Source organism: Enterobacter cloacae (assembly GCF_013375935.1).
GTDB lineage: Bacteria > Pseudomonadota > Gammaproteobacteria > Enterobacterales > Enterobacteriaceae > Enterobacter > Enterobacter pasteurii.
On the sequence record NZ_CP056117.1, the window covers coordinates 2,192,458 to 2,214,596 of the forward strand.

General features: G+C 62.0%; 10 protein-coding genes. 2 read left to right on the forward strand and 8 right to left on the reverse strand.

All coding sequences use genetic code 11. The annotated features are described in order from the left end of the window. Positions 1–28 precede the first annotated feature (28 nt). The 5 genes from HWQ14_RS10440 to HWQ14_RS10460 form a co-directional block, all read right to left on the reverse strand. On the reverse strand, positions 29–1,228 hold the full coding sequence (locus HWQ14_RS10440) for an HlyD family efflux transporter periplasmic adaptor subunit (protein WP_227009795.1): 1,200 nt from the start codon (positions 1,226–1,228) through the stop codon (positions 29–31). Next, positions 1,209–3,401, reverse strand: a complete 2,193-nt coding sequence (locus HWQ14_RS10445; protein WP_176609676.1) for a type I secretion system permease/ATPase — start codon at positions 3,399–3,401, stop codon at positions 1,209–1,211. The genes HWQ14_RS10440 and HWQ14_RS10445 overlap by 20 nt, the downstream gene beginning before the upstream one ends. After that, positions 3,398–4,801 carry a TolC family outer membrane protein gene (locus HWQ14_RS10450; RefSeq protein WP_148421427.1) on the reverse strand — a complete coding sequence of 468 codons (1,404 nt, stop codon included), beginning with the start codon at positions 4,799–4,801 and terminating at the stop codon, positions 3,398–3,400. Before HWQ14_RS10450 ends, HWQ14_RS10445 begins: the two co-directional genes overlap by 4 nt. Before the next feature lie 80 nt (positions 4,802–4,881). Continuing rightward, the gene (locus HWQ14_RS10455) at positions 4,882–16,068 is read right to left on the reverse strand and encodes a BapA/Bap/LapF family large adhesin (RefSeq protein WP_176609677.1); all 11,187 of its coding nucleotides are present in this window, start codon (positions 16,066–16,068) and stop codon (positions 4,882–4,884) included. A gap of 896 nt (positions 16,069–16,964) precedes the next feature. Beyond that, complete coding sequence (locus HWQ14_RS10460; protein WP_176609678.1) at positions 16,965–17,882, reverse strand: LysR family transcriptional regulator; 918 nt, start codon at positions 17,880–17,882, stop codon at positions 16,965–16,967. A gap of 98 nt (positions 17,883–17,980) precedes the next feature. Here HWQ14_RS10460 and HWQ14_RS10465 point away from each other — a divergent pair, with 98 nt between their 5' ends. Beyond that, positions 17,981–18,703 (forward strand): SDR family oxidoreductase, encoded by a 723-nt coding sequence (locus tag HWQ14_RS10465; protein ID WP_176609679.1) that lies wholly within the window; start codon positions 17,981–17,983, stop codon positions 18,701–18,703. Between the two features lie 39 nt (positions 18,704–18,742). Here HWQ14_RS10465 and HWQ14_RS10470 read toward each other — a convergent pair whose 3' ends face one another. From HWQ14_RS10470 to HWQ14_RS10480, 3 genes are all read right to left on the reverse strand, one after another. Beyond that, entirely contained in the window at positions 18,743–19,489 is a 747-nt protein-coding gene (locus HWQ14_RS10470; RefSeq protein ID WP_176609680.1) for an SDR family oxidoreductase, read from the reverse strand. Positions 19,490–19,590: 101 nt separating this feature from the next. Further along, complete coding sequence (locus HWQ14_RS10475) at positions 19,591–20,472, reverse strand: helix-turn-helix domain-containing protein (protein WP_176609681.1); 882 nt, start codon at positions 20,470–20,472, stop codon at positions 19,591–19,593. 19 nt (positions 20,473–20,491) lie between these two features. Beyond that, the gene (locus HWQ14_RS10480; protein WP_148421433.1) at positions 20,492–21,097 is read right to left on the reverse strand and encodes an NADPH-dependent F420 reductase; all 606 of its coding nucleotides are present in this window, start codon (positions 21,095–21,097) and stop codon (positions 20,492–20,494) included. A 108-nt stretch (positions 21,098–21,205) separates the two neighbouring features. Between HWQ14_RS10480 and HWQ14_RS10485 the strand changes: the two genes are divergently transcribed. Beyond that, entirely contained in the window at positions 21,206–22,129 is a 924-nt protein-coding gene (locus tag HWQ14_RS10485) for a LysR family transcriptional regulator (protein WP_176609682.1), read from the forward strand. Positions 22,130–22,139: the final 10 nt, after the last annotated feature.

The following is a 22,139-nucleotide window of genomic DNA, read 5'->3' on the forward strand; positions in this document are numbered from 1 at the left end:
GAGGCATGCCCCGTTCTTCCTGCAAAAATCACCGCTCTCTCAGCGCCTCCTTCGCCCGGTTAAACGGCTTAATCAGATAGTCCAGCACCGTTTTCTCCCCGGTCTTAATATCTACCGTCGCGATCATCCCCGGCACAATCGAGAAGTGCCTGCCGGCCTTGTTCACCAGATAATCCTGGCTGGTACGAATAAACACCCGATAATAAAACACCTCCGGCTTGGCTTCGTCCTGAATGGTGTCCGGCGAAATGGTCTCCACCACCCCGTGCAGCCCGCCGTAAATGGCGTAATCGTAGGCGGTGATCTTCACCAGCGCCTCCTGATTAGGATGGATAAAGGCGATATCGCGCGGCGAAAGGCGGGTTTCAATCAGCAGGTGATCGTCCACCGGCACAATCTCCATCAGCTCGCCGTTAGGCGGGATTACGCCGCCGATGGTGGTAACTTTGATGTTTTTCACGATCCCGCGCACCGGGGATTTCACCGTCAGGCGGGTGACGGAATCCTCGCGGCCTTTCAGGATCGCCGACACCATATCCACCTCGGCGTTGGCCTTCGACAGCGCTTCCCGGGCCTGCACGTAATACTGGGAACGCACGTCGGTGAGCTTCAGCTCCAGGTCGCTTTTCTGGCGCTGCAGGCGCAGCACTTCCACGTGGCTGGCAGCCCCGGTTTTCACCAGCCGCTGGGTGATTGCCAGTTCCTTATTGGCGAGCGCCAGGGCGGAGCGCAACTCACGCTGCGTGTCCTCCAGCTGCGCGCGCCGCGAGTTGTAGAGCCGCGTTTCGGCGGCGGTCAGGTCGGTCCATTTCTCCAGCGAAGGCGGGAACTTCAGCGGCAGATCGTTCACCTCAGCGTACAGACGGGCGCTGGAGGCCAGCGACGCGCGGTAGCGCGCCGCGCTTTCGCCAACGTTGGATTCCGAGCGGGTTGGATCAAGCCGCGCCAGCACCTGTCCGGCCTGCACCTGATCGCCTTCGTGCACGTTCAGCTCGGTGAGGATCCCCCCGTCCAGGGACTGCAGCACCTGCTCGCGCGAGCTGGGGATCACTTTACCGGTCCCGGTTGAGACTTCGTCCAGCACCCCGAACCACGCCCAGACGCCCAGCACCACAAACATCAGCAGGGAGAAAAAAACAATGCGCCGGGCGCCCGTATACCCGCTTTCGGAGTCGAGCGCGTTATCCAGATCGTCCACCGCGGCAACGTCACGCTGACTGATTTTCATTTTTCCACTCCCGTCCGGTTGCCTGCTGCTGTTGCTGCATTCGGCTGTTGTTCAGCGCCTGCGCTTTTGGCGCATCCATCACCAGCATCCCGTCTTTGAGCACGACCACGCGCTCTACCAGATCCAGCACCGGCACGCGGTGGGTTGCAACCACCAGCGTGCGGTTGCCGAGCCAGGCTCCGAGACGCTGAATAAACTCCCGCTCGGTGTGTTCATCCAGGGAGGCTGTCGGTTCATCCATCAGCACGATATTCGGATCGCGCAGCAGCATTCGCGCCAGCAGAATGGACTGCCGCTGCCCGCCGGACAGCCCCACGCCGTTCTCCATAATCGGGTAATCCAGCCCCTTCGGCAGCTTCTGCACAAAGCTGGCCGCGCCGCACATCTCCAGCACCTCGAAGATCTCTTCATCGGTGGCGCGCGGCATCCCGAGCGTGATGTTCTCGCGCAGGGTGCCGTAAAACAGCCGCGCGTTCTGGGTCATAAAGCCGACGTTTCGCCGCACGTCCGCCACGTCCAGATGCGGCAGGCTGAGGTTATCCAGCCGCAGCTCGCCGCCGGCCAGATCCATGCCGCCCGCCATCGCCTGGAGCAGGGTGGATTTGCCCGCGCCGTTACGCCCGAGGATCGCCACTTTCTCGCCCGGCCTGATCTCCAGGCGGTTAATGCGCAGCGCCATACGCGGATCTTCAGGGTGATAGCGGAACTGCGCCTGCTCGAAAAGATAGTGGCCGCGCAGCACGTCCTGACGGATCGGCGTCTCTTCGCGCTGGTTCTCCGTCGGCAGCTGCATAATGCTATCCAGCCCCTCTTTGGCAGCCTTGACCTGCTGCCAGCGGGCCAGCACGCCGCACAGCGTCGCCATCGGGGCGATCATTCGCGAGGCCAGCATCGAGGCGGCCACCACCGAACCGGTGGTTAAGGTCCCGTCGATGACCATCGGGGCACCTACCACGATCACCCCGGCGTAGACCAGGCTCTGAATCGTCATCCCCCAGCTGATCAGGTTCTGCGTCAGCTCGCGGGTGCGCAGGCCGGATTCCGCGGTGATCTGGATATAGCTGTTCCACTGCTGCAAAAAGCGGTTTTCCGCCTGCATCAGCTTGATGTCCTCCAGCCCCTGCACGCTCTCCACCAGCACCGCGTTGCGCAGGGTCGATTCATGCGCCGACTGCTTCGCCAGCTCCGCCAGCTTCTTCTGCAGCAGCAGGCCGGGCAGGACCATGATCACCGCCGCCACCGGGGCGATCCACGCCAGCTGCGGCGCGATGATCGCAAGCACAATCACAAACAGGATAAAGAACGGCAGATCGACGATGGTGGAAATTGTGGAGGAGGTGACCATCTCGCGGATCTGCTCCAGCTCGCGCAGCTGGGAGATAAAGCTGCCGGTGGATCGCGGAATGGCGCTGTGGCGCAGCCGTAGCGCATGGCCGAACACGCGATCCGACACGCGCAGATCCGAGCGTTTGCCCAGCAGATCCATAATGTGCCCGCGCGCGACGCGCAGCACAAAGCCGAACAGCGTGGCGATCAGCACCCCGATGGTCAGCACGTAGAGCGTCGGGTAGGACTGGGCGGGGATCACCCGGTCATACACCTGCATGGAAAACACAATTCCCGAAAGGGAAAGCACGTTGATAAACAGCGCAGCCAGCATTACCCAGCTGTAGGGACGCAGGTCGCGCATCACCAGCCGGTAGAGCCAGTCCGGGCGGTATTTTGAGATGTAGGCATCCACGCGGCTGTCCTTCAGCGCCGCCAGCGGCCGCAGGGCAATAACGTGGCGGATGGCGGGCAGCATCGCGCTCATCGACAGGCGGTTGGTGTGCATTTCGTCGTCGAAGAAGCTGACCTCAAGCGTGTCTTCGCCGTCGAAATTGTCGATCACGCCGATCTTTCCGTCGCTCAGCTCCACCACCACCGGCAGCCGCCAGCTGTTAATAGACTGCTGATCGGCCGTCAGCAGCTGAAACGTCAGCCCGGCTTCGCGGGCGAGCTGGGTCAGCGCGGGGACCATCGGTTTGCCCTTCAGCCACGGCGCGCCCGCGATCAGCGAGCCCGGCGAGCAGGCAACGCGATAGCGTGTCGCCACGTAGCCAAACGCCTGCGCCCACTGCTCCAGCGCCTCATCCGTCATGTTTTCACCCTGCGGGATATCGCGTTGCTTCATGGCTGGATCTCCACGGTCTGGATGGTGCGGTTTTCAAGATCGAACGCGTGACGCAGACGCCCGGTCTGGTAGAGGCAGTTCAGCTGAAGCTGATGCAGCTGTCCGGCGGTTTGCTGCTGGGTGAAGCGCGCCTGATAAACCTCCTGCTCGGCGTTAAGCACGTCGAGCAGGGGACGGGAGCCGAGATCGAGATACTGCTGCTGATACAGCTCGCGGGTGCGGGCGCTGAGCGCTTCCTGACGTCCCTGGATCTGTAACGTGCTCATCAGGCTCATCACCTGGCTGCGCGCCTCAAGCAGCTTTTGCCGCACGTCGAGACGCGTGCGCTGGATGGCGGATTGGGCCGATTCAACCGCGTGTCCGGCAGCGTTGCGCCGGGCGGTGAGGCCGCCGCCCTGATAGAGCGGCATCTGCACTTTTACCCACGCGGAGTACTGGGTGCGGTCCCGCGTTTCGTTGCCGGAGTAGCGGTCGTTAAGATAGTGGCGGACTTCCGGCTCCAGCGAGACGGTAGGGGTCATCTGCGCGTTGGCATAGTCGAGATTGGCCTGCGCGACGTTGGCCTGCGCCCAGGCCGCTAAAACCGAGGGCACCAGGCGATCGTCCGGCTCGGCGATATCGCAGCTGCGGGCCAGGCTTTGCGGAAATTCATTGCTGACCGCGTTCAGGCTGTCCCAGCCCAGCATGCTCATCAGCGTGGCGCGAGAGCTGTCGAGGCTGGCCTGATACTGCATCAGCTGCGCGCGCGCGCCTTCGATACGGGCATCGGTCTGCACGACGTCCGAGAGCGACGTGGCCCCTTCGTCATTGCGCAGCTTCGTCAGCGAGCCGATGGAGGTCAGGGCATCCAGCTGCTCTTTGGCGGTACCCACCATCTGCTGCCAGGTCTGAACCTGCACCATGGCGATGGCGGTATCGTGGGCGATGGTGTCGATGCTCACCAGCACGTTGGCCTGCTGCTGGGCGACGCCCGCGTTTTCGGCGCGCACCTGGCTTGCGACTTTGCCGAAGTCGTAGAGCATTTGCGAAAGGGAAAGCACCAGCGACGGGGTAAAGCCGTTGTCGTCACCGTCGTGGGTATAGCCGTTATCCATGCCGGCGTTAATCTGCGGATAGTATTTCGATTTAGCGACGTCCACGTTTTCGCTCTGTTGATAGAGTTTGCCGACGGCTTCACTGATGGCAGGATGCCAGCTCACGGCGCGGTTAACGGCGTCGTCCAGCCGTAGCGTGCCGGGGGCGGCTTTGCTGGCAACGGGCGCCACGCGGCCATTTAACGAGGGGAGTTCCTGCGTTTCGCTTAATTGTCCGGTATTAATCATCGCCGCAGGATTTGCCGCGATAGCGGGCACAGATATCAGGCAGCACGAGAGCCACCAGTAAGGCATCTTCTTTCCCATGTCTTGTCCCTAATAAAAGAGTACTGCTTTATTGTTTATGCCCGGGCGCTGCGCGCCCGGGTCATTTACTGCACGTGCTATCAGGTAATGATGTGTTGTTGGTTAACAAGCTCGTCGTAGGTGGTCTGAACGTTATCAAGCGTAACGAGCGTAGATTTAGTGTAGGCGGCTCCCGTGCCGTCACGGTCGATGGAGATCACAGTATTGCCACCGCTTTGTGAAACAGAGACATAGCTCCCAAGCGTCGACGCGCTACCGTTCCAGCCCACCAGCAGATCGCCAATGTCGATCTTGTCTCCCTGCGCCAGGGAGAAGTTCGTCCAGTGGTCGCCGCCGGCGCTGGTGATGTTGCCCCCCGTCGCGTTACCCGCCGTATTGTTCAACACCTGATAAATCAGCGTGTCGCCGTAGGCCGTGCCGCTAATCAGATCGTTATGCTCCGAACTGACAAATTTCGGCGCCATGTTGATGGTCAGCGACGCGGTATCTTTGGTGCCGTTGGCGTCGGTCAGGGTGTAGTTAAAGACCTCCTTGCTGGTGATGGACGAGAACGATACCCCCGGGTTGAGCGTGTAGGTGTAACTGCCGTCGGCAGCAATCGCCAGCGTGCCGTAGTGGCCCGTGATGTTGACCTGCGTGCTGCCGCTGTACGGATCGAGCGTTGTGGTCACGCCGTCGTAGCCGGTAATGCTCACGCGGGTATCCACCGAGTGCAGCTGGTCCATCGCGCCCGCGGAGCCGGTACCGTCAAAGATATTGCCGTCAACGGTGTGGGTGCCCGTGGCGTCGAACTGCGACAGCGAATAGCTGGTGCCGGTCACGCTTGGGGTGATGGTGATATTTCCTGCCGCCAGCGGCCCCATTTTGCCGGTGTAGTTCAGGGTATAGGTTCCCGCTTCCAGGTCGAGACCCGTCAGGTTGATGGTGGCCCTTCCGCCCAGCAGCAGCCCGCCGTTGAACGAGCTGTTTCGGATGGTGGTGGTGCCGTTGGTCAGCGTCCAGTCAACCGTTAATCCGCCAAGCGACAGCAGCGAGGCAACGTTAAACGTCAGAACCACGTTGTGCAGCGCGGTATTGGCATCCACCACGAAGGTACCGGTGCCGCTGCCCTGCGTTGAGGAGAGCAGCGCGGCGTTCCAGCTCGCCGACCCGACCGTGGTATCCGAGTACGCGGCGGTGCGGTGCACCGAGTTCACGTCCATCACCGAGCTGACATCGTTCACCGCGTCCATTGGGCGCGCGGTTGGGGTGATGTTCAGCGATGCCGTGTCTTTCGAACCGTCAGGCGCGGTGATGGTGTAGACGAAGGTATCCGGCGTGCTGATTTGGTCAGCGCCGACGCCGCTCTTCAGGGTATAGGTGTACTCCCCGGCGGCGTTGATGCTCAGCGTACCGTACTCGCCGGTGATTTGCGTCAGGCCGCTGCCGTTCACCGCCACGCCGTTAACCTGCGTGACCAGGGTGCCTGCTGGCGCAACATCATCCGACAGCACGTCCCCGGTAGTGGTCTCGCTCACGCTTGCCACGCTGTAGACATGATCCTGCAGCACGTTGAGCGTGTAGGCCGTCAGCGCGGTGATCCCCGCCGCCGTATTCAGCAGGAACAGGTACTCGCCCGCCGGCAGATTCAGCGTCAGCTGCGGTGAGGTCCCGCCCAGCAGCGGCGCGCGCAGCCAGCCCGGTTCAACGCGCATCTGCTCGAAGGTCTGCGTCGCATTGTTGAACTTATAGATGTAGAGGTCGAACACCGAGGCCAGCGCCACGCCGCCAACGGACGCCTGAACGGTCATGGTGCGGGTGGTGCCTTCCTCGACGGTGTAGATGATCGGGTTAGCCAGATCGTCCAGCAGGTTCAGCCCGAGCGTATTGCCAAGGTTGATGCCCACCAGGGTAAAGCCGCCCTGAGAAGACGCGCCGTTGTTGATGGCCTCGACGGTGGTATCGAAGGTCAGCGAGGCGGTATCGTCCACGGCCACGATGCTGCTGCTGGTGGTTCCGTCGCCCAGGGAGAGCACCAGATTTGCCGAGGCGCTGGTGCCGTTATGGGTGATGGTGTAGGTGAAGTTCTCCGTGCGGCCAATGACCGCGGCGCTGGTGTTGGTCAGGTTGTAGGTATAGCTGCCGTTCAGGTTGATGGTCAGCGTACCGTACTGCCCCTGAATCACCGTGCCGTCAGCCGTGACGCTGGTGGTGGTGCCCTGGGCGTTGGTGACCGCGGTGACGGTGGTGCCCGCCGGGGCATTGTCGCTGCCTGCGGTCGGATCCACGTCGGTGATCACGTTACCGGCAAGGCTGGTATCGCCGGACACGGTGCCCGCGCTGGTCTCCTTCACCGCCACGTCAAGGCTGGTGTAGGAGCCGGTTGCCAGCAGGTTGGTGTTATAGCTCAGAACGCGATACTGGCCGTTCGCCAGCCCGGCCAGGTTCAGCGATACGCCAGTGGCGCCGAGGGTCAGCAGGTCAGCGAACTGCGGCTGCCCGGTATCGACCACGGTGGTCCAGGTATTGTTGGCGGCGTCGAAGCGCTGCACCACCAGCTCAAGGGTATTGAGCAGGGAGAGCACGGCACCCGTGGCGTTGGCGTTCACGGCAATGTCCGCGCTGCCGCCGCTGCCAACGGTGAAACCAACCTGCGCGGTGTCGTTGCCGAGCAGCGTCAGCACGTTACCCACCGCACCCACCAGCAGGAAACCGTAGTCGCTGTACTGCGAATTGGTCACCGTGGCGGTGGTGGTGAGCGCCAGCTCTTCGACGTTGGTGCTGGCCGACAGCGGCACGACCGGCGCCAGGGCTGAGCCCGGCAGCGAGACGTTGCCTGCCGGATCGGTAGCGGTGATCTGCAGCGTCTGACCTTCCGTCTGTTTATTGAGGAAGGTGTAGCTCCAGGTACCGTTGCTGTCCGCCGTGGCGGTGACCGTTGAATTGTCCGCCAGGCGGATGGTGACGGTGCTGCCCGCTTCGGCGCTGCCGGTCAGGACGCTGCCGTCCGCGTTGAAGGTCCCGGTCGGGGCCGCTGGCGCAGTGAGATCGACAATGACGGTGGTCGGGGTTGAGATCGGGCTGGTGCCTGAACCGTTGCCCGCCGTGGCGGTGAAGGCATGCGGGCCTTCACTCAGCGCTGGCGTGGTGAAGCTCCAGCTGCCGTTGACGTCCGCGGTGACCGTACCCATCACCACCCCGTTGTTGTACAGGGTGATGGTCGCGTTCGGCTGCGCCGTGCCGCTCAGGGTTGGCGTAGTGTCGTCGGTGGTTTTGCCGTTGGTCAGGTTGCCGGTAACCGTGCCGACGTTATCGTTGATGGTGGCGATAACCGGGGCGTCCGGGATGGTCGTGATCGGCGCAATCACCGAGGTCGTTACGCCCGCGTTCCCTGCCTTATCCGTCGCATAGACAATCAGCGACTCCCCGCCGTTTTGCGGCGGATTGATGGTGGCGCTGAAGCTTCCGCTACCGTCCGCGACGGCCGTACCGAGCACCGTTCCGGTGCTGGTGGTGATGGTGACGGTACTGCCAGCTTCCGCCGTACCGGTAACCAGCGTACCGTTGGCGATCACCGCCAGACCGTCTGGCGCAGGTGGTGGCGTCAGGTCGACGTTCAGCGTAATAACCGGCGACGGCGCGCTGGTATTGCCCGCGGCGTCGGTGGCGGTCACGGTGAGGTTATGCGGTCCTTGGGCCAGTACCGTGGTCTGCGGCAGCGTCCAGCTGCCGTTGGCGTCGGCGGTCACCGTTCCAATCAGCGTCGTGCCGTCGTAAATACGCACGGTGGAATTGGCTTCCGCCGTACCGTTTAGCGTCGGACGCGCGTCGTTGGTTGGGTTGGTGCCGGTTACCGGGCCGGTGATGCTGCCCACATCATCCACAATCGAGGTGATGGCCGGTGCGACAGGGGCCGTGGCGTCCACGTTGATGGTGTACCCCCCGGTCTGCGCGCTGGCGTTGCCTACCGCGTCGGTGGCGGAGAAGGTCAGGTTATGCGGGCCGTCAGCCAGCGGCGTCGACGGCGTGAACGTCCACGCGCCGCCGGTGGCGACAGCGGTGCCAATCTGTACGCCATTGTCAAAGATGGTTATCGTCGCCCCGGCTTCCGCCGTGCCGGTCAGCGTTGGTCGGGCATCGTTGGTTAACCCGCCGCTGGCGATCGGCGTAGCGGCATTACCGACGTCATCGGTAATGCTGGTCAGCACCGGCAGCGCAGGCGGCGCGGTATCAACGGTCAGGCTGAAGCTGGCGGACGGATCGCTGGTGTTGCCCGCCTGGTCCGTTACTTCTGCGGTAAAGGTGTGTGGCCCGTCGCCCAGCGGCGCGGTGATATCGACGGTCCAGTTGCCGTTGGCATCGGCCGTACCGGTGCCTACCAGCGTGGTGCCCTCATAGATATTCACCGTTGCCAGCGGTTCGCTGGTTCCCACCAGTCGAGGCTGGGTATCGTTCGTGGCCTGCCCGGCACCGATCGCTCCCGTGACGGTACCGACATCGTCAATTGCCTGGGTAATAACAGGCGCGACGGGCGCGGCGGTATCCACAACCAGCGTGAAGCCCGGTGAGGCAGGGCTGACGTTGCCCGCGGCGTCGGTTGCCGTGGCGGTCCAGGTGTGGCTGCCGTTTGCCAGCGTGCCGGGGGTAAAGCTCCAGACGCCGTTTGCGTCCGCCACGGCGGTACCCACTTCACGACCGCTTTCATAAATGGTGATGGTCGCGTTGGCCGCCGCGGTGCCGTTCAGCGTTGGCGTGGTGTCGTCCGTGCTCTGCCCGGAGGCGACCGGGCCCAGCACGGTACCGGCATCGTCGGTGGCCGGGGTAAAGGCCGGCGCCTCGGGCACCGACGTATCCACCGTCAGGTTGAACGCTGGCGACGTTGGTCCGGTATTGCCTGCGGCATCGGTGGCGTTAAAGGTAATGGCGTGCGGCCCTTCGCCCAGTTCGGTGGTCGGCGTAAAGGTCCAGGTGCCCTGGGCGTTGACCACCGCCGTGCCGATTTCCACATCATCGACAATCACGTGTACCGTTGAGCCCACTTCGCCGGTGCCAGTGAAGGTAGGACGGGTATCGTTCGTGGAGCCGTCGGTGACGATGGTTCCGGTACCCGGCGCGGCGTCGTCAATCACCGAGGTCACGGCCGGTGCCGCCGGGCCGGTGGTATCGACCGTAAAGGCGAATACCGGCGAGTTGGCAGACACGTTTCCAACCTCATCGCTGGCGTTGACGCGCAGGCTGTAAGTCCCGTCCGGGAGGATCGGATCCGGCGTAAAGGTCCAGTTGCCGCTGCCGTCAACCGTGGCGGTACCAATCTCCACGCCGTTGTTCAGCACGTGAATGGTGGTACCCGCCTGGCCGGTACCGCTGAGGGTTGGCGTGGCGTCATTGGTGACCTGTCCGGCGGTAAGCGGGCCGGTTACGCCACCCGGGGCGTTGTCGCTGACCGTAGCGATCGTCGGCACCTGTGGCGCGGTAAGATCGATTTCAACGCTCCAGGCGTTGGACGGCTGGCTGACGTTGCCCTGCGGATCGGTCGCTCTGACGGTAAAGCTATGCGTTCCTTCGCCGAGTGCGGTTTCTGGGGTAAATGTCCAGGCCCCGGTTCCGTCCGCTGCCACGGTGCCAATCTGCGTGGTGCCGTCAAAAATGGCGACGACGCTGTTCGGCTCTGCGGTACCGGTCAGGGTTGGCGTGGCGTCGTTGGTCGGATCGCCGCTTGGGACAGGCGTTGCGGCATTGCCGGCGTTATCCGTCACGCTGGCGATCACCGGCGTGGTGGAAACGGTATCGACGACGATGGTGATGCCCGCCGACTCTGCGCTCTCGTTGCCGGCCGGATCGGTGGCCGTCACGGTGAGCGTGTGGCTGCCGTCATCCAGCGCTGGCGGCGTATAGCTCCAGGTGCCGGTCGGCCCCACGAGGACGGTGCCCAGCGGGTTGCCGTTGCTGTATACCGTAATGGTGTCCCCGGCGGTGCCCGTGCCGGTAAGGGTAGGGCGATTGTCGTTGGTGCTCTGCCCGTCGCCGACCGGACCGGTGACGGGACCGACGTCATCGGTCACCGCGCCGATGGCTGGCGCGGTTGGATCGGTGAGGTCGACGGTGACGGAGGCGACCGGCGAGCGGCCGCTGGTGGCGCCGGTGGTGAGATTCGTGGCGGTCACTTCAAAGGTGTGTGAGCCTTCCGCGAGCGGCAGCAGCGGCGTGTAGCTCCAGTTACCGTTTGCATCCGCAACAACGCTGGTCAGCGGAACCAGCACCCCATCCTGATAAATGGCGATGACGCTGCCCGGATCGGCGGTGCCGGTAAGGGTTGGCTGGGTGTCGTTAGTGGTTTTGTCCTTCACATTCCCAGTGACGGGATCGACGTCATCGTTGATCGCCGTAATCACCGGCACCGCTGGCAGAATAAGCGGGGAGTCCGGTACGTCAAAGGTGGTTGTCGGGCCTTCATTGCCTGCCGCGTCCGTGGCGGTGATCTCAAGTGTGGTCGTATCCAGCTGGGCCGGGGAGAGGGCGATGGAGAAGTTACCTCCCGTCGCGACTCCGGTCCCGATGATATTGCCGTTAGCGTCACGAACCGTCACCGTCACGCCATCTTCCGCCTCACCGGTCAGCGGCGTGCCCTGCGCGGCAATGGCGATGTTCTCTGGCGCTGCCGGAGCCTGGGTATCCACCGTCACGCTGAGATCGCCGGAGCTGGCGGAAGTATTCCCCGCCGCGTCGCTCGCGGCAACCGAGAAGGTGTGCGCCCCGTCCGCCAGCGCGGGGTCTGCGGTCCAGGACCATGTCCCGTCCGGCTGAACCACCACGACAACCGGCGACGGTGCGCCGTCCACGGAAACCGTTACGGTTGATCCCGGCTCGCCAATCCCGGTAAGGGTAGGCGTGCCGTCGCGGGTATAGAGAACGTTATTCGCCAGCAGGCTGCCCTCCACCGCGTCAATTTGCGGCACGGTCGGTGCCTGCGTATCGACCGTCACCGTAAAGAGCGGGCTGGTTGGGCTGAGGTTGCCCGCACCGTCTACCGCCGCCACGGTGATGTTCAGCGGGCCGTCGGTCTGCGCTGATAAGGTGTAAGTCCATGCACCATCAACGATCGGAACGCGCGCCACCTCCACGCCGTTGTTGTAGACGATTACCGTCTCACCGCTGGTGCCGGTGCCGCCCATGGTCGGCGTGGTGTCGCTGATGGAGCCGCCGTTCTGCGCGCCGCCGATGGCGCTGATGGTCGGGGTATCCGCCGCGACGGTATCTACCGTAATCGAAATGCCTGCCGATGGAGCCGATTCGTTACCCGCCTCATCGGTAGCGGTGGCCGTGTATTCGTGCGTCCCTTCGCCAACGTTGGCGTCAGGACGCCAGGTCCAGTTGCCGTTACCGTCTACAGTAACGCTGCCTACGGCCTGCGGCTCGCCGGTGCCCACCTGGTCATAGATGGTGATCACGTCGTTCGGCGTGCCGGTGCCGCTAAGGACCGGACGCGGATCGTTGGTGGAGCCGCCATCGGCCACCGGGCCGGTGATCTGGCTTACGCTGTCCGTCACCACCGGAACGCCCGGCGCGGCAGGCGCGTCGCTGTCAATGGTGATGGTTACCGGCGTGGACGGGGCGCTTTCGTTACCCGCGCTGTCCTGATTGGTCACCGTCAGGGAGAGATCGTAGGTGCCGTCAGGGAGCGGATCGTCCGGCGTCCAGCTCCAGTTCCCGTCGGCATCGATCTCTGTTTCACCAATTTTGGTGCCGCCATCGTAAATGTTCACCGTATCCCCCGGCGTACCCGAGCCGCTCAGGGTCGGCGTGGTGTCGCGGGTGGTTTCACCCGGGTTCAGGGCCGTGCCCGGGGTGCTGCCGTCCGGGTTAACGGTGATGTCAGGAATGCCCGGCGTTGCGGGCGCGGTGGTGTCAATCGCCAGCTCAAACGGTGGAGATATGGTGGTATTACCCGCCGCATCGGTGGCGTGGACCGTCAGCGAGTGCGGGCCGTCCGTCAGCGGCGTGGTGGGCGTAAAGCTCCAGCCGCCGCTGCCGTCAAGCACGGCCGTGCCGAGCAGGGTTGTACCGTCGTAGATAGTGATGGTGGTGCCTTCCGGCGCGGTGCCCTGCAGCTGCGGCAGGGTGTCATCGGTGGTGTCTCCGCTGTTGAGCGGAAGCTGCACGGGACCGACGTTGTCGGAGACGGCACCAATCGTGGCTGCCGGCGGCGGGGTGGTGTCAACGGTAAGGGTAAAGCCGCCGGACGATGCGCTGGCGTTGCCTGCCGCATCGCTCGCGATGACGGTGAAGGTGTGCTGACCGTCTTCTAATGGCTCGTCTGGGGTGAAGGTCCATGCCCCGGCGCTGTTAACGGAAGCGGTACCGATATCCTGTCCGTCAAGGCGGATCGTCACGGTGGTGCCCGGCTCGCCGGTTCCGCTCAGGGTTGGGAGCGTGTCGTTGGTGGTGCCATTGGTGTCCAGCGGCCCGGTGCGGTCCGGCACGTCATCAATGACCTGGGTAATTGCCGGGACGGCCGGAGCGGAGGTATCCACCGTGATGCTCCAGGTGTTTGACGTCCCGCTGAGGTTATTGTTGGCGTCAACCGCCGTCGCCGTCAGAACGTGCCCGCCGTCGGGAAGATCCGCTTCCAGCGTGATGGACCACTGGCCGTCAGGCCCAACCACCGCGGTGCCGATCTCAGCGGTGCCGCTGTAGAGGGTGATCGTGGTGCCGGGCTCGCCCGTTCCGTTGATGGTTGGGGTTTTGTCGTTGGTGAGACCGTTCTGGCTGACGGAGCCGGTGACGCCGGGCGCATCATCCACCACGCCGGTGATAACCGGGGTTTGTGCCGCGGTGATATCCGGCGCGTCAAACGGCGCGGTCGGGCCGGTGTTGCCTGCGGCGTCAGTGGCATCCGCGGTCAGCGCTTCGCCGTTGGATTTCGGCGGGATCAGCTCAACGCTGAAATTACCCTCATCGTCCGCGACCGCTTCACCGACCTTCACGCCGTTTTCACGGATGGTGACGGTGCTGCCCGGCTCGGCGGTACCGGTTACCGTCGTGCCGTCGGGAGAAATCACCACGTTTTCCGGGGCCAGCGGATCGGTGGTATCCGGCGCGTCGGCATAGCCAGACGGGCTGGTGTTGCCGCTGCCGTCGGTAGCCGTCACCTCAAGGGCTTCGCCGTTGGTCTGCGGTGGGGAAATCGGAATGGTGAAGGTGCCGTCCGGCCCCGCGGTGGCTTCGCCGATGATGGTACCGTCCGGCGCCCTGATCGTAATGGTGCTGTTTGGCTCGGCGGTGCCGCTGACGCTTCCACCGTTTTCTGCCACCACAAGGTTGCCCGGCGCGGCAGGCGCGGTGATATCCGCCGCGTTAACCACTGCCGGCTGGCTCTGGTTGCCTGCGGCATCGGACGCGACCACGGAAATAATCTCGCCGTTGGTTTGCGCAGGGTTCAGGTTGGCGACGTAGTTGCCGTTGCTGTCGGCGGTAGCTTCGCCGATTTTCAGCCCACTGTTGTTGGTGATAACGATTTTACTGCCCGGCTCGGCGGTACCGGTGATTTGCGTGCCTGCGGAATTGATCGTCGCTGCGGGCAGCGGAGGCGGCGTGAGATCGACGGTGAAGTTGATCGGCTGAGACATGCCGCTCTGGTTTCCTGCCGCATCGGTTTCGCGCAGGGTGATCGAGTGTGGCCCCTCCGCCAGCGGAGCGGCTGGCGTGATGCTCCACGTGCCGTCAGGCAGAACGGTGGTGCTGCCGATGGCAACGCCGTTATCGTAAATCGTGATGGTGCTGCCGGGTTCCCCTCTGCCCGTCAGCCGGGGCTGCGACTCGTCGGTAAACTGCCCGGCGGTAATCGCGCCTTTCAGCCCCCCGGTATCGTCGTTAACGATAAATCCTGTCGGCGCTGCCGGGGTGGTGACGTCCACCGTCACGGTAAAGGCCGGCGAAGCCGGACCGGTGTTTCCGGCCACGTCGGTGGCGCGCACGGTCAGCTGGTGGCTGCCTTCGCTCAGGTTCACCGACGGCGTAAAGCTCCAGCTTCCGTTGCTGCCGACGACAGTCGTACCAATGGCAACGCCGTTGTCATAGATGGTGATCGTAGAGCCGGCTTCTGCCGTGCCGGTAAGCTGTGGACGCGGGTCGTTGGTGGTGCTTCCGCTCCCGAGCGTGCCGGTATTGGGCGCAACATCATCGGTAATGCCGGTGATAGCCGGGGCGCCCGGCGCGACCGTATCAACCACGAAGGTCACCGCCGTGGACGGCGGGCTGATATTGCCTGCGGCATCGGTTGCGGTGGTGGTAATCGAGTGGCTGCCTTCAGACAGGTTGGTTGCTGGGGTAAAGCTCCATTTCCCGCTGGCGTCGGCCGTGACGGTGCCGATCGGTTTGCCGTTGTCGTAGAAGGTAATGACGGTACCGGCTTCACTGATGCCGCTGAACGTCGGGCGTGCATCGTCGGTACGCTGTCCGTTGCTCAGCGGGCCCGCTTCGGTACCCACGCTGTCGGTAACGGTGACGATCTCCGGCGCATCCGGTGCGGTCAGATCCGGCGCGGTCACCTGGCCGCCCTGGCTGGCGTTTCCGGACGGATCGGTGGCGATGGCGGTAATTTTTTCGCCGTTGGTGAGCGGCGTACCGAGCTCAATGGTAAATTTCCCGTCGCTGCCCGCCTTGCCTGTCCCGACCGTGTTGCCATCGGCATCCTTCAGCGTGATGGTACTGCCAGGCTCGGCGCTGCCGGTAACGGTTTTGCCGTCCGGGGAGAATTGCAGGTTGGTTGGCGCGTCCGGTGGCGTGGTGTCAGGTTCGGTAGGGTTGCCCGGGCCCGGGCCCGGATTGCCGGGGTTCGGGTTATCGTCATCGTCGTCCCCGCCGCCTCCGCCGCCGGAGCCTGCCGCAATGGCGACCCCGCCTGCGACGGCCAGGCCGCCCAGCACCCATGGCCATACGGCTGCGCCGCCCGCGTCGCTCCCGGATGCCGCCAGCAACGCGTCCGTGGAGGCGATGGATTCATAGGTGGCGGCACCGGTTGGATCCTCAATCCACCACAGCGCACCGTCGCTTTCCTGGAGCACCAGCTGGCTCACGCCCTGCGCATCCGTGACGAAAAAATTCTTCAGGGTGATCACTTCGCCCGATTGCAGGGTAATCACCAGATCGTTTCCGCTGCGGGAGTAATCTGCGATGTCGGCTCGATCCACGTTAAGCTTAACGATTGAGGAATTATCGAGTGTTATCTGTGTCCCTTCCGTGGTCGTTTCCACGCCAGTTAATTTAGATATAACAGATATTTGGCTCATACAGTTATTACTCCAGCAGAGTTATTGGTTACGGCGTGTCAATCAAGGCCATCGTTTCTGAAGGGATGAGCGCGCTCCCGGCGAAAATACTGTTAAATAAACAGGATTTACCGTTACTTTCTTTAGCGCGAACGATGCCCGCCAGTATTAAAAGTGGCAACATCAGGGCGAAGCTAATTATTTACTCAAGAAACTGTTGTTTATTTATATATTTGCGATGTGTAAGCCTTATTATTTGTGCAGGTATGGGTTTATTTCGTTATGAAAATGATATAGCTATAAATGTCTGAATAAGCAAATTAAGTAACCGTAAACCCTGCGCTGCGATTGCAGGGGGAATTAATCAATAGCATGAATATATTTCGTTAGCTAAAAGGGCGCGGCGTAAAAGGGGTTTTGCGTAAGAGGTGCAACCTTTAAAACGGTGCGGGCGTGGCGAAAATATTATGAAAAATGTGCGGTAAATATATAATTCAGGTTAGGGTTAATGAGTGCTTAATGGCGATTTAAGTTAGGGTAAAATATCTACTGTATGATATATTTTAAATGTTCTCATTTATAAAATATATTTTTATACGCAGGTAAAATTCTGCTACTCAAAAAATAAATTATTTCTTTATCACATTTAACAAATAAAAGGCCGCAGGCGTGGCCTTTATGAAGTATCAGGCCTTAACCGAAAGGGATGATGCCGATTTCAATGAGGGCGGCTAATGTCAAAAGAATAAAGAGGATAACGACTATGGGTCTGTACATTTTTTAAGGTTCCATCCTTGAGTGAAGTCCTGGCCATCGCGTCCGTTTTCATTTTCCACGGTGACGACGTGCTGTCGTTGATGCTTATCAAAGGGAGGCGGTAGATTAAGGAAAATCTGTATGCCGGGGTGCGATCCGTCCTACCGCAGAGCAGGGGGCGCGGCAGGGGCCTGTCGCCACTGGCGGATGTGCTCGATCAGCGCCCTGAGCTTGGGGGCCATATTGTGACGCTGGGGGAAATAGAGATAAAAGCCGGGAAAAGAGGGAAGGTACGCATCCAGCAGGGAAACCAGCTGTCCTGATTCGAGATACGGCGTGAAGGTGTCCTCCGTGGCAAAGGTTATGCCGCCGCCGGCCAGCGCGAGGCTGAGCATAAGGCGCAGATCGTTAGTGGCGATCTGCGGCTCAATCGCCACATCGAACGGCACGCCAGCCTCCTCAAACTCCCAGCGATAGGGAGCAACGTCCGGGGAAGGGCGCCACCCGATGCACCTGTGCGCAACCAGCTCGCGGGGGTGTTCGGGCGCGCCGCGCGTCGCCAGATAGGAGGGGGAGGCCACCACCCGTTCACGCTGCTGCCCCGTAAGGGGAACGGCAATCATGTCTTTTTCAATCACCTCGCCCAGCCTCACCCCGGCGTCGTATCCCGCCGCCACGATATCGAACTCCTCGTCCGACACGAAGATATCAAGCGAGACCTCAGGATGCGCTGCCGCAAACGATGCGAGCAGCGGGCCGGAAAGAAATGCTTCCGCAATTGAGGTGACCGCGATCCTGAGCTGACCGCGCGGCGTGCTGTCCGACACCGCATCGTCAAAGGCCGCCTCAATATTGGCGATGGGCCCCTGCAGCGCGTTACGCAGCCGTTCGCCCGCTTCGGTGAGGCTTACCGAGCGCGTGGTGCGCATCACCAGCAGGGTTTGAAGCCCGTCTTCAAGACGTCTGATTCCCTGGCTGACGGCGGAGCGGGTGATGCCCAGCCGCCCGGCGGCAGCGCTGAAGCTGCGCTCCTCGGCGACCGCCAGGAAAAGCGGTAATAAATTCAGATCGATTTTCATTGTTTAATATCGCTAACCAGTGAGTCCAGTAAAGGCAGGATACAAGAAACAATGGTGCGTATCTATTATCACTCTGAACTCAACTGAAGGAGCACACCATGAACAAAGTCATCTTAATTACCGGTGCATCAAGCGGCATCGGAGAAGGTATTGCCAGAGAGCTGGGCAAGGCGGGCGCGAAGGTTTTTCTGGGAGCGCGCAGGCTGGATCGCATTCACGCCCTGGCCGATGAAATCCGCAGCGCAGGAGGGGAGGCAGAGGCCCAGGTATTGGACGTGACCAGCCGCCAGTCGATGGTCGCCTTCGTTCAGGCAGCACGGGAAAAGTGGGGCCGGATTGACGTGCTTATTAACAACGCGGGCATTATGCCTCTTTCCCCGCTCGCGGCGGGCAAGCAGGATGAGTGGGAGCGCACCATTGACGTGAATATCAAGGGCGTGCTGTGGGGAATTGGCGCGGTTCTGCCGATTATGGAAGCCCAGAACGCGGGGCAGATTATCAATATCGGCTCGATTGGCGCCTTGTCCGTCGTGCCCACGGCCGCCGTTTACTGCGCGACCAAATTTGCGGTGCGGGCCATTTCCGATGGTTTACGCCAGGAAAGTTCGAACATCCGCGTGACCTGCGTCAACCCTGGGGTGGTGGAAAGCGAACTGGCCTCAACCATTACGCACGAGGAAACCATGGCGGCGATGGATGCGTATCGCGCGATTGCCCTTAAGCCGGCTGATATCGCCCGCGCCGTGCGTCACATCATCGAGGCGCCTGAGAGCGTCGATACAACCGAAATCACCATCAGACCTACGGCATCTGCGAACTAGCGCAGCGGGTCAGGCGCCAGCCTGACCCGCTTTACCCTCTTACCACGGCTGTTCGGTTGGCATAATAAACAGCTCCGCCACGTCCACATGTTCCGGTGCCTGCAGCACGTAAAGAATCGAGTCGGCGATATCGTCGGCCTTCAGGAACGTCATCTTCTCCTTCAGCTGTTCCATCTGCGCGCGATAGTTTTCATCGCTGATATGCTCGAACAGTTCACTTTCCACGGCACCCGGCTGGAGCGAGGTGACGCGAATGTTGAACTGGGGCGCCAGCTCCATTCGCAAAATATCCGAGAAGGCGGCAACCGCGTGCTTCGTCGCGCAGTACACGCCAAGCCCGGGAAAGGTTTTGCGCCCGGCGATCGACGAGGTATTGATGATATGCCCAGACCGCTGCGACTGCATTATCGGCAGCACGGCCGCCACGGTGTTAAACAGCCCTTTTACGTTTACGTCGACCATACGGTGCCACTCGTCAACCCGGAGGCTGGCGATATCCGAAATCGGCATCAGCCCGGCGTTATTAAAGGCGATATCAATATGGCCATAGCGCTTGTGCAGTGCCGCCACCCCTTCATTCACCGAGGCCGGGTCAGTGACGTCCATGGCCAGCGCCATGGCTTCGCCGCCGGCAGCCTCAATTTCAGACGCCAGCGCCTGAAGGCGATCCAGACGGCGGGCAGCGAGACCAACCTTGACGCCCTGTTCCGCTAATTTTTTGGCCGTGGAGGCTCCGATTCCGCTTGATGCACCGGTGATGAGCGCGACTTTACCTTTGAGTTCCATAACCGATCCTCTTGAGAGTTAATTTCAACGCTTCAGAAAGAACGTCTGAAGCACGGGTCAATAATGGCTCTTTCGGGCGGTCGCTTCGCGCGGGCTTTTGCTCAAACTGTCGGGCTTTTGCTGCGAACGGCATCGCGGCGATAGTGGGAGGGCGTCACGCCGTTATGCCTGAGGAACACGGCAGCAAAGTGGCTGGGGCTGGTGTAACCGACGTTCAGCGCAATATTGATAATGGAATCATCGCTTTCCGACAGCATGCGACGCGCCTCCTCCATGCGTAGCCGGATAAAATAGTGGGAAGGTGAAAGCCCGGTAGACTGTTTGAAGGCGCGGCTGAAGTGGTATTCGCTAAGCTCGGTCAGCGTCGCCAGCCGTGCCAGGTCAAACGGCTGGGCCAGCCCTTCGCGCATTGCCGTGAAGACCCGGTGCAGCTTAAACGCCTGCAGGCCCCCGCTGTGTCGTGTCGTACGCGTGCCGTAGGTGCGGATCAGGTGTACCGCCAGCGCCTGCGCGATGCCCTGGATAAACGGGCCGCTGGGTGGATTTTGCAGATACAGCTCCTGGCGTATCTGCTCCAGCAGGGCGGACAGCGTTTCGTCGCGCGCGCCGGAGACTTCCCGCAGCTCGTATTCCTGCATCATGGCCACTCCCATATAAACATGCATAACGACGAACGGCGCGTCTGGCCCGGCGCGCCACCGCATTTCAGTGGGAGAGGCCGCCGTCGTGAGAAAGAAATCCCCTGCGCTAACGCGGTTAGATAGCCACGGTTCACCGGGGGAACGCTCCTCCACGACGGCCTGGCCGGAGAGGATCCAGACGATAAAAGGCTCCGGCACCGCCGGAATAATGACGTTTTCCTGCTCGTGCCTGCGCGCCAGAATTTGCACGAATACGTCCCGGGAGGATTGCGCCCGATGCTCCCTGAGCAGCCTGCCGGGAAGGTATTCTTCAAACGTCTCTGCGGAAGTACGCTGCGTCATCTTTATTCGTTACCCTTTGCTATGCCAGTTGTACCAGGTTTACCGCCGGAAGAGGCCCTCCGGGGAACTGTTGAAGCGTACCGCCAACCTCCAGGCTGCCTAAATCGATGGTTGCGAAACCCAGCTGCCCGGCCAGCGCGATGACCTCCGCCTTCGCATCAGCATGGTCTCCGGAGATAAAGACGACGCGACGGCCGCCCGCCTGCGCCGGATCCTGAGCCAGCACCCCGGCAAGCAGGGTGTTGAAGGCTTTGACCACGCGCGCCCCCGGAGCCCAGCGGGTGACGACCTGACTTGAGTTTTTCCCGCCCAGCTCAGCCAGCCTGTAGCCAGGCAAAAGCACCGGGTTGGTGGCGTCAATCAGGATACGCCCCGCCCAGCTGATGCCGCTTAACGCGGCTTCGGTTTTGTCCCAGTTGGTGCTGACAAAAACGATATCGGCTTCGGCGGCCTGGCGTACGGTGCCGGCACGTGCCCCGCGGCCCAGTCTCTCAACCACGTCGGCCAGGCTTTCCGGCCCGCGGCTGTTGCTAAGAATAACGTTTATCCCCGCGTTAACCAGCTGCCCCGCAAAAGCTTGCCCGATAGCGCCAGCGCCGATAATACCCACAGTTGTTGTTTTCATGCTGAATTTCCTTCAATGAAGAGTAGTGAACGTGCAGAGAGAGTAGTAATCTTTGACCTATCTGAATAGCCTATATAATTAGATGGAATCCATCTGCCGGAGCGATACATGCTGGACGGTATGTCTGTTGATCAGCTGCGCACCTTTATTGCCGCGGCTGATGAGGGGAGTTTTTCCGCCGCCGGGCGCAGGCTGCGGCGCGCGCAGTCGGTCGTCAGCGCGACGCTGGCAAACCTTGAGGCGCAGGTCGGGTTTCCGTTATTCGATCGCTCCGGGCGTTATCCGAAGCTGACGGAGGCGGGCGTCGCCATGCTGGAAGCGGCACGCCTGGCAGCGGCCGGGATGGACGCGTTTAAGGCGAAGGCGCGTACCCTGGCAGAGGGGCTGGAGCCTGAGCTGGCGGTATCCGTCGATGTGATGTTTCCCGTTGCCCGGCTCACCGCTGCGGTGCAGGCGTTTCATCAGGCATTTCCCGACACGCCGCTGCGTTTGTACGTGGAGGCGCTGGGGGCGGTGCTCCAGCCTTTGCTGGACGGCCACTGCCGGGTGGCGATTACCGGCTCGCTGCCGCACCTCCCGGCGGGTTGCACCGCTGAATTTCTTCTCAGCGTGCCCGCGGTGGCCGTTGTCTCCGCCGGGCACCCGCTGGCTGCCGCGTCTGGCCCTATCCTGCGCTCGCTTTTACAGGAGCACGTCCAGCTGGTGCTGGCCGACCGCTCCTCTCTCACCGCGGGCCGGAGCTTTGGCGTTATGTCGTCGAAGACATGGCATTTGGCGGATATGGGGGCAAAGCACGCCTTCCTGCGCGCCGGGCTTGGCTGGGGCTATATGCCGCTGCCGATGGTTGAGGAGGATCTCGCGGCGGGAAAACTGGTCACGCTGAACGTGCAGATGCAGCCCGACGTCGGGCCCGGTTTTTCCATGCAGGCGGTGCACCTGGAAGAACGTCCGCCGGGCCCGGCCGGACGCTGGTTCGTTAACGCGCTGAAAATGCAGGCCGGCATGCCGGGGGTAAACAGCAGCGACGGTTAGCCAGCGCAGG

Bases quoted from the DNA above. Each gene is read 5' to 3' on its own strand.
- HWQ14_RS10460 (WP_176609678.1), bottom strand. From the start codon at position 17,882: ATGAAAATCGATCTGAATTTATTACCGCTTTTCCTGGCGGTCGCCGAG.
- HWQ14_RS10465 (WP_176609679.1), top strand. From the start codon at position 17,981: ATGAACAAAGTCATCTTAATTACCGGTGCATCAAGCGGCATCGGAGAA.
- HWQ14_RS10450 (WP_148421427.1), bottom strand. From the start codon at position 4,801: ATGGGAAAGAAGATGCCTTACTGGTGGCTCTCGTGCTGCCTGATATCT.
- HWQ14_RS10480 (WP_148421433.1), bottom strand. From the start codon at position 21,097: ATGAAAACAACAACTGTGGGTATTATCGGCGCTGGCGCTATCGGGCAA.
- HWQ14_RS10485 (WP_176609682.1), top strand. From the start codon at position 21,206: ATGCTGGACGGTATGTCTGTTGATCAGCTGCGCACCTTTATTGCCGCG.
- HWQ14_RS10445 (WP_176609676.1), bottom strand. From the start codon at position 3,401: ATGAAGCAACGCGATATCCCGCAGGGTGAAAACATGACGGATGAGGCG.
- HWQ14_RS10475 (WP_176609681.1), bottom strand. From the start codon at position 20,472: ATGACGCAGCGTACTTCCGCAGAGACGTTTGAAGAATACCTTCCCGGC.
- HWQ14_RS10470 (WP_176609680.1), bottom strand. From the start codon at position 19,489: ATGGAACTCAAAGGTAAAGTCGCGCTCATCACCGGTGCATCAAGCGGA.
- HWQ14_RS10440 (WP_227009795.1), bottom strand. From the start codon at position 1,228: ATGAAAATCAGTCAGCGTGACGTTGCCGCGGTGGACGATCTGGATAAC.
- HWQ14_RS10455 (WP_176609677.1), bottom strand. From the start codon at position 16,068: ATGAGCCAAATATCTGTTATATCTAAATTAACTGGCGTGGAAACGACC.